This window comes from Croceibacterium salegens, from assembly GCF_009827435.1.
GTDB lineage: Bacteria > Pseudomonadota > Alphaproteobacteria > Sphingomonadales > Sphingomonadaceae > Croceibacterium_B > Croceibacterium_B salegens.
In genome coordinates, this window is the sequence record NZ_WTYM01000052.1 from 164,834 (window position 1) to 177,930 (window position 13,097).

The window sequence follows — 13,097 nt, forward strand, 5'->3', positions numbered from 1 at the left end:
CGGGGGAGGAAAGACAAGCCGGCGGATGCCGGCGCCGGCGCTTGAGGCGAACAAGAGCGTTACCCGAATATCAACCCTTTGCTGCCAAGGCGGTGGGCGCAAGCAGCAAGGGTGTTACATGCGCGGCGAGAACCTTCCGCAAGTCTCGGTCATCGGCCTCGGCTACATCGGCCTGCCCACGGCGGCGATCATCGCCCGCAGCGGCATGCATGTGCACGGCGTGGACGTCAGCCAGCACGTGGTCGACACGATCAATCGCGGCGAGATCCACATCGAGGAAGTGGATCTCGACGGGCTGGTGCAGGGCGTGGTCCAGCGCGGACTGTTGCGCGCCGGGACCGAGGTGCAGGCGGCCGACGTCTTCGTCATCGCGGTGCCGACCCCGTTCCACAAGGATGGCGCGCACACGCCGGACATCTCCTATGTGCTCGCCGCGGCGGAGAACGTCGCCAGGGTCATCAAGCCCGGCGATTGCGTAATCCTCGAATCGACCTCGCCGGTCGGCACGACCGAGGCGATGCGTGACATGATCGCCAGCAAGCGCCCCGATCTAAGAGTGCCGGGCATGTGCGACGGCACACCCGACATCTCCATCGCCTATTGCCCCGAGCGCGTGCTGCCCGGGCACATCCTCAAGGAGTTGATCGAGAACGACCGCTCGATCGGCGGCATCACCCCGCGCTGCGCTCGCAAGGCGCTGGCGTTCTACAAGCGCTTCGTTCGCGGTACCTGCGTCACCACCGACGCGAAGAGCGCGGAAATGACCAAGCTGGTCGAGAACGCCTACCGGGACGTCAACATCGCTTTCGCCAACGAGCTGTCGATCGTCTCCGACGCGATGGGCCTCGATGTGTGGGAAGTCATCAAGCTCGCGAACCGCCATCCGCGCGTGAACATCCTCACTCCGGGACCCGGCGTGGGCGGGCACTGCATTGCGGTCGATCCGTGGTTCATCGTCCACGGCGCGCCATCGGAGACCCCGCTTATCCGCACCGCGCGTGGGGTCAACGATGGCAAGATTCACCACGTGATCGCCCGCGCCGCCGCGCTGGTTGAGGCGCATCCGGAGGCCAAGGCCGCCTGCCTCGGGCTCGCTTTCAAGGCCAACATCGACGACTTCCGCGAGAGCCCGGCCCGACTGGTCGCCGCCACGCTGGCGCGCCGCTTCGGCGAGCGCATAGCCATCGTCGAGCCCTATGCCGCCGAACTGCCGCGCGAATTCGCGGGCACGGGCGCCAAGCAGGTCGATATCGATACCGCGCTTGAGGAGTGCGAGGTGATGATCGTCTTGGTCGACCACGACGTTTTCAAGTCGGTGCCGCTGGCCGAACGCATCGGCAAGGCGGTCTACGACACGCGCGGAATCTGGCCTGACCAGCCTCAGGCTGAAGACGAGCCGGCGGAACTGCGCCGCGCCGGCTGATCCTCAGTCGCGCCCCACGCTGACGTAGGTGAACCCGGCGGCGCGCACATCCTCGGAGCGGTAGATGTTGCGCAGGTCGACCAACAGCGGGGCCTTCGCCAATTCCTTTACCCGCTTGAGGTCGAGCGCGCGGAAGGCATCCCATTCGGTGACGATGACGACAGCGTCGGCACCTTCGATCGCCTCGTAGCTGCTGGTCGTCATCTGCACGTCGGGCATCAGCGGCGCGGCCAGCTCCATGCCCTCGGGGTCGTAGGCCTTCACCGTAACGCCGGCATCGGCCAGCGTCTGCGCCACGGCGATGGCCGGCGAATCGCGCATGTCGTCGGTGTTCGGCTTGAAGGTCAGGCCGAGCAGGGCGACCTGCTTGCCCCGCGCCGCGTCCATCCCGCCAAGCGCGTCGATGACCTTGCGGCCCATCGCCCGCTTGCGGCTCTCGTTGACCTTCACCACCGCCTCGACGATGCGGACCGGACTGTCATAATCCTCGGCGGTCTTGAGCAGGGCTAGAGTGTCCTTGGGGAAGCACGAGCCGCCATAGCCCGGCCCGGCATGGAGGAACTTTGAGCCGATGCGGTTATCCATGCCGATGCCGCGGCTGACGTCCTGCACGTTGGCGCCGACCTTTTCGCACAGGTCGGCCATCTCGTTGATGAAGGTGATCTTGGTCGCGAGGAAGGCGTTGGCGGCGTACTTGATCAGTTCCGAACTGCGGCGGCTGACGAAGAGGATCGGCGATTCGTTGAGGAACAGCGGTCGATAGACTTCGCGCATCGTCTCGCGGCCGAATTCGTCTTCGGCGCCGATGACGATGCGGTCGGGACGCTTGAAGTCGCCGATTGCCGCGCCTTCGCGAAGGAATTCGGGGTTCGAGACGACCGAGACCTTATGCTTGCAGCCCGAGGCGGCGATGATCCGCTCGACCTCGTCGCCGGTGCCGACCGGCACGGTCGACTTGGTGACGACGACGGCGTCATTTTCCAGCGTCTGGCCCACTTCCTTAGCCACCGCATAGACGAACGAGAGGTCGGCGTGGCCGTCGCCGCGGCGGCTCGGTGTGCCGACCGCAATGAAAATGGCACCCGCACCGCGAATTCCCTCTGCAAGACTGGTGGTGAAAGACAGGCGTCTGGCCTTGACGTTGGCCTCGACCAGCGCGTCGAGTCCAGGCTCGTAGATCGGGATCACCCCGTCGCGCAGGCGGTCGATTTTCGACTGGTCCTTGTCGATGCACACGACATCATGCCCGAAGTCGGCGAAGCAGGCCCCTGAAACGAGACCGACGTAACCCGAACCAACCATCGCAATCTTCATCTAGCCCTCGTCGTTAGCCCCCCTAGGCTATGGAAAGAACAGGGGTAAATCGCAACACTGTCGGCCCCACTCATGTCCTGTAATAGTCGCGGTACCAGGTTACGAAATGATGGATGCCTTCTTGCACACTTGTTTTCGGGCGATATCCGGTCAGGTTCTCCAGCAGTGTCGCGTCAGCCCATGTGGCCGGCACGTCACCTTTCTGCATACCCAAGTAATTACGCACAGCCTTGCGACCACACTCGGCCTCGATGCAGTCAATGAATTTGGCCAGCTTGACCTTGTTATTGTTGCCGATGTTGACGATGCGAAATGGCGCCACCGGTGACAGGCTGTCTTTAGGCATTGGCGCTTCACTTTCCGGAGGACATTGTGGGACCGCGTCTATGAGAAGCCGGATACCGCGCACCAAGTCACTAACATAAGTAAAGTCGCGGTACATTTCACCGTTGTTGTAAACATCAATCGGTTCGCCGTTGAGGATGCCCTTGGTGAACTTGAATAGGGCCATGTCGGGTCGGCCCCACGGTCCGTAGACCGTGAAGAAACGAAACATGGTTGTTGGCAGTTTCCACAGGTGAGCATAGCTATGCCCCATTGCTTCGTTGGCCTTCTTTGTGGCCGCATAGAAAGTGAGCGGCGTATCGGCCTTATCGCGTTCTTCAAACGGCAAGGCCTCGTTTGCTCCGTATACCGAACTGGTCGATGCAATGAGCAAATGACGAACAGCGAGTTCACGGGCGCATTCTAAAACATTGAAAGTTCCGACGATATTTGCATCCAGATAAGCGCGCGGGTTTTCGAGACTGTATCGGACGCCGGCCTGTGCGGCGAGGTGGATAATGATGTCGGGTTGTTCGTCCAGCATCAGATCGTGTATTCGATCGAAATCCTCAAGCATGCCGACATGTGCTGAAAAGCGCTGGTTCTGCAGCAGAATCTGGTGGCGCCGCTCCTTGAGCCGCACGTCATAGTAGTCCGTCATCCCGTCATAACCGACAACTTCGAATCCCTCTTCGAGCAGCAAGTGCGAGAGATGAAAGCCGATGAAGCCGGCGCTACCAGTCACGAGAACTTTCTGCATGATGTTTCCGACGGAGTTTAAAGGGATGGCGGCGGCCTATGAGACCTATGCAATCGAAGCAAGGTCCATTTTGGCCGATATCTGAAGTTGCCCGCGGAAAGCCCAAGCTGCATCTGTTGGACATTGTTTGGATTTCGATTTAACCGACTGCACATTTCGCCGATCGGCGATCAGCAGCCGAGAAATTAATGCCACTTCAATCCGTTCTTATCACCGGGGGTACCGGATCATTCGGCAAAACGATGTTAAGAGCTTTGCTCGCTGATGGTGTGCCCGAGATTCGCATCCTAAGCCGTGACGAGGAGAAGCAAGACGCATTGCGAAACGAGTTGCGAGATCCGAGGGTCAAGTATTACATCGGCGATGTTCGCGATCGTAGCAGCGTTGATCGTGCGATGGCAGGGAACGAGGCGGTATTTCATGCCGCGGCGCTTAAGCAGGTTCCGTCGTGCGAATTCTTCCCGGTTGAAGCCGTGCGAACCAACATTCTCGGTTCGGAGAACGTAATACGATCAGCTATTGATGCCGGGGTTCGAAGTCTCGTTTGCCTCTCCACGGACAAGGCGGTGCATGCAATCAACGCCATGGGAATGTCCAAAGCGATGATGGAAAAACACGCTCAGGCCGCGGCGCGGGAGATCGGCCAGAGTGGACGGACCACCATTTCTTGTGTCCGCTATGGCAACGTGATGTACTCGCGCGGCAGCGTGATCCCGCTGTTCGTGAAGCAGATTAAGGAAGGCCTGCCGATCACCGTCACAGAGCCGAAAATGACTCGGTTCCTGATGCCGCTGCGCGACAGCGTGTCACTTGTCCGCTTCGCCTTTGACCACGCGCGACAGGGCGACCTGTTCATCCGCAAGGCGCCGGCTTCGACCATCGCCGACCTCGTCACCGCGTTGCTCGAACTTTTCGAAGTGCCCGGCCACGAGGTGAAGGTCATCGGCTGGCGTCACGCGGAGAAGTTATACGAGACGCTCGCTACCAAGCAGGAACTGGCGACGGCCGAGGACATGGGCGAATACTGGCGACTCCAGCTCGACGAGCGAGATCTCAACTACAGCGCTTATTTTATCGAGGGCGATACGGAGCACCGGCTCGACGACGACTTCCACTCGCACAACGCAAGGTTGCTGGACGTGGCGGCCACGAAGGCGCTTCTGCTTTCGCTTCCGGAAATACAGGCAGAACTGGCTGTCTGGAGGGGCGCCCGCCCGTGAGTCGGATCCTCGTCGTGGGGGGCGATGGAATGATCGGGTTCGGTCTCTGGTCCTATTTCCGCGCCTCGGGTGTTCACGAGGCCGTTGCGAGTGCGCGCAGTACAAGGGATGCAGCCGCCTTCCGCCGGTTCGGCGACGGCCTGCTCTACATTAGTGGCCACCTCGCCACCGACGGTGAGATCGACGCGCTATTCGCGGCGACCAGCCCCGACGTGGTCGTGAACTGTGCTGGTGTGACGTTCCATACCGAGCAAGGGATGGACCCGCTCGTTGCGATCCCGGCTAACGCGGTTCTTCCCCACAGGCTCCACGCTGCAGCGCGGCGCATTGGCGCCCGCTTGATTCATATCACGACCGATTGCGTCTACAAGGGTGACCGAGGTCACTATTCCGAGGGCGACGAGCCGGACGCGCCGGGGCTGTACGGACGGAGCAAGGTTCTGGGTGAAATCGCCGATGCTGACGATGCGTTGACGATACGCACCTCGACTGTCGGTTTCGAGCTATCTAGCGCGCGCGGACTTCTGGGCTGGTTCCTGGCCCAGCAGGGAAAGCTAAAGGGTTTCACGCGCGCCTATTTCAGCGGCCTTGCCACACCCGAATTGGGCCGGGCCATCGAGCGATACGTGCTCACCGATCAATCGCTCTGCGGCCTCTACCATGTCGCCGGTCCGAAGATATCCAAGTTCGAGCTCTTGACGTTGTTCAAGGAGGCCTTCGGAAGCACGGTCGAGATCGTTTCCGACGACGAGCTGGCAATCGACCGCTCGCTTGACGGTTCGAAATTCAGCTCAAAGACTGGTTATGCCGCGCCAAGCTGGGAAGACATGGTCGCCCAGATCGTTGATTTCGCTCCCTCCTATCCAGAGAGCGCCGCAACTTCTTGCCAAAGAGGATAAATTTTCATGCTCAAGGTCGTTACCATTGTCGGCACCCGCCCCGAGATCATTCGCCTCGCAACGACGATCGAACTGCTCGACAAGTATACCGATCACACGTTAGTCCACACCGGTCAGAATTATGATTACGAGCTCAACGAGGTGTTTTTCGAGGAACTCGGCGTGCGCAAGCCAGACATCTTCCTGGGCATCGACACAAGTTCGCTCGGCACTGTCATCGGCAACGTCATCATCGAGTCCGAGAAGGTCTTCCGCGAGGTGCGTCCCGACGCTCTCGTCCTGCTCGGCGACACCAACAGCGCGCTATCGGCGATCATGGCCAAGCGCATGAAGATCCCGATTTACCACATGGAAGCGGGCAACCGCAGCTTCGACCGCAACGTGCCGGAGGAAACCAATCGCCGGATGGTCGATCACATTTCCGATTTCAACTTGCCTTATACCGAGCATGCCCGGCGCAACCTGCTCGACGAAGGTATCCATCCCCGTCGCCTCTACATCACCGGATCCCCTTTGGCCGAACTAATCGCGAAATTCCGCGACAAGATCGAGGGCTCGGATGTACTCGAGCGACTGGAACTCGAATCCGGCAAGTACTTCATCGTGTCGCTTCACCGTGAGGAGAACGTCGACAGCAACGAGCGCTTGAGGTCGCTCATCTCAACGCTCAATCACCTTGCCAGTCACTACGACATGCCGATTATCGTCTCGACCCACCCGCGCACACGCAATCGCCTCGACAAAATGGGCGGCGTCGAGCTCGATCGTCGCGTTCGCGACATGAAGCCGTTCGGTTACTACGACTACAACAAGCTGCAGATGAACGCCTATTGCGCTCTCTCCGACAGCGGCACGATCGCCGAAGAAAGCGCAATGCTCGATTTCCCGGCCGTGTCGCCGCGCGACGCGATTGAGCGTCCTGAGGCGATCGACACCGGCAATATCGTCTTCACCGGGCTCGATCGCGACGCCATCGTCGAATCGATCGAGGCAGTCGTGGCGATCCATCGGGAGCGCAAGGACTTCGGACTGCCCTCACCTATGCCGGAGGCTTATGACATGCCCAACTCTGCCGAGCGTGTGGTCAAGCTTATCCTTGGGACGGCAAGGCTTTCGAACCAGTGGGACGGAATTCGGACGCATGACCACGTCTGAACTGCCGACCGTCGTTTATCTCGGCAATTTTGAACTTCCAGATCGCAACGCTGCGGCACTTCGCGTCCGCGGCAATGCGCGAATCTTTCGCGACCTCGGGTATCGCGTGGTTCTGGTCGGGGTTTCCCGCGATACTGCCGGAGAAGACCTCTCCTCCTCCTCCTGCGAAAGCGGGGACCAAGGGATTGAAGCTTGGGCGATGGCCTATCCGTCGGGTACCGGCGAGTGGATGCGCCGAATCACTTCGATTCGCCCCTTGATAGAAGTCGTCGAGAGAGCAGATATCAGCCGGCTTGCGCTCGTCATATGCTATAATTATCCGGCCGTCGCTCAACTTCGCATCGCCCACGCAGCGCGTCGGCTCGGCGCGAAGGCCGTAGCCGACGTAACTGAATGGTACGGCCGCGTTCCCGGTAGGTCGCCGGCCTGCTTGGTCAAGAACATCGATACGCTGCTGCGGATGTACTTAGTCAATCCGGCAATGGAGGGCCTGATCACGACCAGTTCCTTCATGAGCGATTATTACCAGCCGACCGGCCTACCGATCGTCGAGATTCCGACGCTCCAGAGGGGCGATCCTGGACCGCCTCGCGCATCGACCGGCAGCGCAGCAAAGAAACTGTTCTTCGCCGGTTCGGGTTTCGACCCGGCTCTTGTCACTCAGGGCCGGGAAGGGCTCAAGGACAGGCTCGACTGGGTCCTCGAGCTGCTATTTGCCGCGGCGAAGCTGGGTGCGGTTTTCGAAATGGACCTATTTGGTGTGACACGCGAGAACTATCTTGCCATAGTTCCGGAGCACGCCGATTTGATTGCAGGACTGGGCGACGCCCTGCGGTTCCGTGGCCGCGTGCCACACGCGGACCTGCTCGACACTCTTAGGAGGGCGGACTTCTCGATTTTCATGCGGCAGACGACCCGTGTAACTCTAGCCGGATTCCCGACGAAATTCTCCGAGTCGGTGGCATACGGCACGCCGGCGATCACCAATCCGATGCCCAGCCTGACGAACTATTTGATCGAGGGCGAGACGGGGTTCACGGTTGACCCGTCTGATCCGGGCGCGGCAGCGCGACATCTGACCGAAATATTGTCGATGCCGGCGGGCGAAGTCGCGGCGATGAAGCAGGCCTGCGCCCGATCATCGCAGTTCGACTATGCCACCTTTGTCGAGCCGGTCGCTGACTGGCTCGCCGAGCTTGGCCTTGATGCCGCCCGGCGAAGGGCGAGTGCGAATTGTCGCCCCATGAAAACCGTGTAAGGGGAACCGCGAACTGGGGGCCTTGGCGTCCTGTCGCAATTGGGTTGTGGTAAGAATGCTTTATCGCCTTGGACGCATGCTCAGCCTGCCATGGAGGCTCGTTCTGGCGCGAGTTTTTCCGGTGCGGTATGCAAAGGTGATCGGCGTCAACTTGAAAGGCGATGTGACAATCTATGGCAGCGCTCTGAACATGTTCAGCGCGGAACCTTACATGGTGACGTTGGGGAACAACGTGTTTATCAGTGTAGGGGTTCGCTTCGTCTGCCACGACGGCAGCACACTGCCATTCCGCAAGCATTACCCGAGCCTCGACATCGCCGCTCCGATAATTGTGGGCGACAATGTGTTCATCGGCGCAGGGGCGTTGATCCTCAAGGGGGTGGCGATCGGTAACGATTGCATTGTCGGAGCCAACAGCGTCGTGACGAAGGACGTTCCATCCGGTCATATCGTTGCCGGAAACCCAGCGAAGATCATCAAAACTACCGCAGAATGGCTCGAATCGGCTCGCCTGCGGTCACTTGAAATCGGTCATCTCCATGGCGAAAAGAAACACAGGGAATACAAGCGAATTTTCGGTGTAGGGAAGACGACGTGAATTCACCAATGCGCAATGGGCCGCTCTACTCGGTGCTCTGCTACGTCGGATTCACCTTCGCTCTGATAGTGTTCGGCCCGATCACCTACTACGGCTTTGATCCGTTCTTGACGGGATTGTTCCTGTTCGCGATAATGATTTCGATTGCCGTCGGGTACATGATCGGCAACGCCAGCTATGACATGAGGGCTAGAAGTCGGCGGCTGGCCAGCGGGAAGCCGTTCAACATTGTGCCGTTATTCTATGTTTGCCTGGGCCTGGCCTTGCTCGGCCTTGGGGCATCTGTGGCCCAGGCTATGCTAACCAACACGTTGAACCTTTCGCCGAGCGAAATCGGCCAGTCCTACATCGACACGTATCAAGATTATGACCGAAATTCTGGCGATTATAGCCTGACATTCGTAATATATTCTCTGACACTGGCGCCGTCGTTCATCGCAACAGTCTGGGGCCTGTTTTACTACAAGGACCTGTCGTTCGTTGCGCGGCTCGCAGTCGTCGCCCTGGTGCTTGGCAATCTGGCCTTCTATGTCATCGGATCGGGCAAGCAGAAACAGCTCGGCGACACGATCATCTACCTGATTGCGATCGGAAGCATATGGTATGCGCGCAGCGGCCGCGCGGTGAACATCAAGCTGTTGCTGCCCTCGGTCGTGCTCACGCCGTTCGTGCTCTATGCCTTCATCTACATCCTCAGCCAGCGCTACAGCGCGATGTCGGTTGACGCGCTGAATATCAACGTCAAGGCAAACTACCTGCAGTCGTACAATCTCGACCATCCGGTGTTCAAACTGTTCGGATACGATGCGGGCTTTGGCATGTCGATGCTGGCGGGCTACCTTTCACAGGGATATTTCGGACTGTCGCTGGCGCTCCATTCAGGTTGGACCTGGTCCTACATGATCGGTTTCTCCTATTCGCTCACTGTTATAGCCAATCGCGTGTTCGACCTGCCTTGGGTCATCGACCGGACCTACCCCTACATCGTCGGCCGGGAGACGGGCTGGGCCGAATCGAAGTGGCACTCGACCTTTGCTAGCTGGGCCTCCGATTTCACCTTTCCCGGGACTGTGATCCTGTTCGGCTTCTTCGCTTTCGTGATGGCACGGGCGTGGCGCGAGAGCGTCGATTTCGAAAATCCCTTCGCCATCCTGCTGTTCACTCTCATGACCTTCGGTGCCTTCTTCATCCCGGCAAACAACCAGTTGTTCATTTCGCCGGGCAGCCTGGCCAATGTCATCGTCGTCGTGGTGCTGTACCTGCTGTTCCACTGGCGTTTCAATGTGGTCAGACGACCGGCACGGTCGTGAAAAACAGCAAAAAGGTGACGGGGCCAGGGACCGGGCGCAGCTCGGTGTTGGTTATGGTCGGCGGCAGCATTCTGCTGACGCTCGCCGGGAAACTCGGCGCCCTATTCAGGGACGTGGTGTTGGCAACCGGTTTCGGAGCGGGGACTGCGACAGACGCCTACTTTGTCGCCAATATCGTGCCCGGCCTGGCTTGGGCGGCGTTCTATGCGACGATCGTGGCCGTCTTCCTGCCGATCTATCTTTCAGAGCGCGAGAACAGCGCATTGCACGGACAGCGCATCGCGATCGAAGCCGTTCGCATCTACACTTTCTCCGGGCTTGTCGTGATGCTCGCCACCTGGGTCCTCGCCGAGCCGATCGTCGCGATCACGGCGCCCGATGCAGCGCCCGAAGTGCGCATCCTGGCCGTCCGGCTGATCTTCATCATGACGCTCTCGTTCGCAGTGACCGGTTATGTTGGAGTGCAAAATGCACTGCAGCAGGCGAACGGCGCCTATCTCTGGCCGCTCACCGTACCAGTGATCAACAACGGTCTGACCATCTTTGCCATCCTCATCGCCGCGCGGTTCGACAATATTGCCATAGCCGTCGGCGGTGCGACCCTGGGCTGGCTCGTGCAGGCGCCCCTACAGCGCTGGCAAACGCGCCGGTTCTATCCGCGCGCCTTCGGTTTCGGGGTGCGGCTCAAGACGCTGCGACGCATCTCGTTGCTGTCGTGGCCGGTGATGGTCGGCATCGTCCTCGATCAGGCGAACATCTACATCGGCGTGGCGATCGCCAGCCGTTTCGGCGAGGGCGCCGTCAGCTACATCAGCTATTCAAGCCGGCTCACCCTGTTCATCGGCAATCTCGTTTCCTGGCTTGTCGCCTACTTCCTGTTTCCGCGCATCGCCGCGAGCGCGGCGCGAAAGTGCGATAAGGATGCCGGCAAGACGCTGGGGCTGGGCGTGACATTGATCGTTGGACTTACCGTCCCGCTGCTCGGCGTCGCGGTGGTCTACGGGACAGATATCATTCGGCTGGTCTATGGTCGCGGCGCCTTCGTCGAGGCATCGGTCGTGGCGACTGCCGCGGTCTTTGTGCCGCACGTCTTCGGGACCGTGTTCATGGGGGTGCGCGAAATACTCAACCGGGCCTTCTTCTCCTATCAGCGTACAAGCGTGCCGATGGCTATCGGGGCGCTTGCCGCGGGAATCAACCTCTTGGCGGGCGTTGCCCTTTCGGCTCGTTTCGGATTGCCTGGCATCGCCATGGGCACGACCATTTCGGCGACCGTATTCGTCGTCCTGCAAGTGACGGTCATCGCGCGCTGGAAACCCGAGCTGATCGATCGTGCGGCGATGCGCCACGTCGTTGCGTTATTCGCGGCAGGGATTGCCGGCACCGTTGCGGGCGTGGTCGTCGCTCGGATTGCCGCCGAATGGTTCTTCCTCGCTCGCCTGCTCTCCGGCTCGGCGATCGTTGGGCTCACCTACATTGGTACAGTTTGGCTCGCCGACCGCTTATTCTCGCTCGGGATCGTCGCTTCCATGCTGCGCGTCAAAGACTCCAATAGGTCAGATCATGCCGCAGTGCCGCTGGATCCAGAAACGATTTGACATCGATCAGCACGCCGTTTTCGACCAGCCGATCGGCGAGCCTTGCGCCCTCTTCGACATACGGGCTGTGATTGACCGCAACGATGAGCACATCGAGTTCGCGCAATTCGTCCGCCGCGACCAGCTCCAGGCCGTATTCCATTCCGACCTCGTGCGGCTCCGCATATGGATCGGCGATCAGCGCCTCGATGCCATATTCGCGCAGTTCGGCCAGAATGTCGGGCACTTTGCTGTTGCGGATGTCGGGCACGTCTTCCTTGAAGGTCAGTCCGAGCACGCCGACCCGCGCACCCTTGATCGGGCGGCCGTGCGCGATCATCAGTTTGACCGCTTTTGCGGCAACGACCGATCCCATCGAATCGTTGATCCGGCGTCCGGCCAGAATCACTTCGGGCCGGTAGCCCAGCCGTTCCGCCGCCGCTGTTAGATAATAGGGATCAACGCCGATACAGTGTCCTCCGACGAGACCCGGCGTAAACGGCAGGAAGTTCCATTTTGTGCCGGCAGCAGCGAGGACGTCCTTCGTTCGGATGTTCATCCGGTCGAAAATAAGCGAAATTTCGTTCATGAGAGCTATGTTGAGATCGCGCTGGGTATTTTCGATCACCTTCGCGGCCTCTGCCACCTTGATCGTCGGCGCTTCGTGCAATCCCGCTTCGACGATCGCCCCGTAGACGGCTCGCAGACGGTCGAGCACAGCGGGACTTTCGGCCGAGATGATCTTGGTTATCGTTTCCAGTCGACGGACCTTGTCGCCCGGATTGATCCGCTCGGGGCTGTAGCCGAGGAAGAAGTCCTTGCCTCGTTCGAGACCGGAAAGCTGCTCGAGCAGCGGACCACAGAGTTCGTCGGTGACGCCGGGATAGACGGTCGATTCGAACACGACGACGGCGCCCTTCGCCAGTTGCGGGGCGAGCAAACGACAGCTCGACCGGATCGGCTCGAGGTCGGGCCGGCGTTCGACGTCGATCGGCGTGGGAACGGTAACGATGACGAAACTGCGATCGGCAAGAGAGGTTGGATCGTCGGACACGACAAGCCCCGAAGCTGCCAGGCGGTCGTCGGAAACCTCGCCAGTCCAGTCGGAACCGTTCTGCAGCGCCACGACGCGCCGGGTCGAGATATCGAAGCCAACGACGTGGTCGAACTTCTCAGCCAGCGCAACGGCAATCGGCAAGCCGACGTAACCCAGTCCGACTACTGCTATGCTCTCGTTCATTCTTCTCATCCGTCTGTAG

At 60.0% G+C, this 13,097-nt stretch carries 11 protein-coding genes; 8 read left to right on the plus strand and 3 right to left on the minus strand.

The window, feature by feature from the left end:
- Positions 1 to 118 precede the first annotated feature (118 nt).
- Positions 119 to 1,423 carry a UDP-N-acetyl-D-mannosamine dehydrogenase gene (wecC, locus tag GRI89_RS13480; protein ID WP_159796581.1) on the plus strand — a complete coding sequence of 435 codons (1,305 nt, stop codon included), beginning with the start codon at positions 119 to 121 and terminating at the stop codon, positions 1,421 to 1,423.
- 3 nt (positions 1,424 to 1,426) lie between these two features.
- Here the strand turns inward: wecC and GRI89_RS13485 are convergent, their stop codons facing one another.
- Together GRI89_RS13485 and GRI89_RS13490 are read right to left on the minus strand one after the other, a co-directional pair.
- Positions 1,427 to 2,737, minus strand: a complete 1,311-nt coding sequence (locus GRI89_RS13485; RefSeq protein WP_159796584.1) for a UDP-glucose dehydrogenase family protein — start codon at positions 2,735 to 2,737, stop codon at positions 1,427 to 1,429.
- Positions 2,738 to 2,807: 70 nt separating this feature from the next.
- Positions 2,808 to 3,821, minus strand: coding sequence for an NAD-dependent epimerase/dehydratase family protein (locus tag GRI89_RS13490; protein WP_159796587.1), 1,014 nt, complete (start codon positions 3,819 to 3,821; stop codon positions 2,808 to 2,810).
- 188 nt (positions 3,822 to 4,009) lie between these two features.
- Here GRI89_RS13490 and GRI89_RS13495 point away from each other — a divergent pair, with 188 nt between their 5' ends.
- Genes GRI89_RS13495 through murJ form a run of 7 tightly spaced genes read left to right on the plus strand, consistent with a single transcriptional unit; the run spans position 4,010 to position 11,859 of the window.
- Entirely contained in the window at positions 4,010 to 5,041 is a 1,032-nt protein-coding gene (locus GRI89_RS13495) for a polysaccharide biosynthesis protein (RefSeq protein WP_159796590.1), read from the plus strand.
- Positions 5,042 to 5,055: 14 nt separating this feature from the next.
- Positions 5,056 to 5,940, plus strand: coding sequence for a dTDP-4-dehydrorhamnose reductase family protein (locus GRI89_RS13500; RefSeq protein WP_328598267.1), 885 nt, complete (start codon positions 5,056 to 5,058; stop codon positions 5,938 to 5,940).
- A gap of 6 nt (positions 5,941 to 5,946) precedes the next feature.
- Positions 5,947 to 7,095 (plus strand): non-hydrolyzing UDP-N-acetylglucosamine 2-epimerase, encoded by a 1,149-nt coding sequence (gene wecB / locus GRI89_RS13505; protein WP_159796596.1) that lies wholly within the window; start codon positions 5,947 to 5,949, stop codon positions 7,093 to 7,095.
- Positions 7,082 to 8,353 (plus strand): glycosyltransferase, encoded by a 1,272-nt coding sequence (locus GRI89_RS13510; RefSeq protein ID WP_159796599.1) that lies wholly within the window; start codon positions 7,082 to 7,084, stop codon positions 8,351 to 8,353. The genes wecB and GRI89_RS13510 overlap by 14 nt, the downstream gene beginning before the upstream one ends.
- Before the next feature lie 55 nt (positions 8,354 to 8,408).
- Positions 8,409 to 8,951, plus strand: a complete 543-nt coding sequence (locus GRI89_RS13515) for an acyltransferase (protein ID WP_201290931.1) — start codon at positions 8,409 to 8,411, stop codon at positions 8,949 to 8,951.
- Positions 8,948 to 10,261 (plus strand): hypothetical protein, encoded by a 1,314-nt coding sequence (locus tag GRI89_RS13520; RefSeq protein WP_159796602.1) that lies wholly within the window; start codon positions 8,948 to 8,950, stop codon positions 10,259 to 10,261. The genes GRI89_RS13515 and GRI89_RS13520 overlap by 4 nt, the downstream gene beginning before the upstream one ends.
- Entirely contained in the window at positions 10,258 to 11,859 is a 1,602-nt protein-coding gene (murJ, locus tag GRI89_RS13525) for a murein biosynthesis integral membrane protein MurJ (protein WP_159796605.1), read from the plus strand. Before GRI89_RS13520 ends, murJ begins: the two co-directional genes overlap by 4 nt.
- Here the strand turns inward: murJ and GRI89_RS13530 are convergent.
- Positions 11,801 to 13,078, minus strand: a complete 1,278-nt coding sequence (locus tag GRI89_RS13530; protein ID WP_159796608.1) for a nucleotide sugar dehydrogenase — start codon at positions 13,076 to 13,078, stop codon at positions 11,801 to 11,803. The two genes, murJ and GRI89_RS13530, sit on opposite strands and share 59 nt — an antisense overlap.
- Between the last annotated feature and the right edge of the window lie 19 nt (positions 13,079 to 13,097).

Excerpts from the sequence above, each read along its gene's own strand:
- wecC (WP_159796581.1), top strand. The coding sequence starts at position 119 with ATGCGCGGCGAGAACCTTCCGCAAGTCTCGGTCATCGGCCTCGGCTAC.
- GRI89_RS13485 (WP_159796584.1), bottom strand. The coding sequence starts at position 2,737 with ATGAAGATTGCGATGGTTGGTTCGGGTTACGTCGGTCTCGTTTCAGGG.
- GRI89_RS13490 (WP_159796587.1), bottom strand. The coding sequence starts at position 3,821 with ATGCAGAAAGTTCTCGTGACTGGTAGCGCCGGCTTCATCGGCTTTCAT.
- GRI89_RS13495 (WP_159796590.1), top strand. The coding sequence starts at position 4,010 with ATGCCACTTCAATCCGTTCTTATCACCGGGGGTACCGGATCATTCGGC.
- wecB (WP_159796596.1), top strand. The coding sequence starts at position 5,947 with ATGCTCAAGGTCGTTACCATTGTCGGCACCCGCCCCGAGATCATTCGC.
- GRI89_RS13510 (WP_159796599.1), top strand. The coding sequence starts at position 7,082 with ATGACCACGTCTGAACTGCCGACCGTCGTTTATCTCGGCAATTTTGAA.
- GRI89_RS13515 (WP_201290931.1), top strand. The coding sequence starts at position 8,409 with ATGCTTTATCGCCTTGGACGCATGCTCAGCCTGCCATGGAGGCTCGTT.
- GRI89_RS13530 (WP_159796608.1), bottom strand. The coding sequence starts at position 13,078 with ATGAACGAGAGCATAGCAGTAGTCGGACTGGGTTACGTCGGCTTGCCG.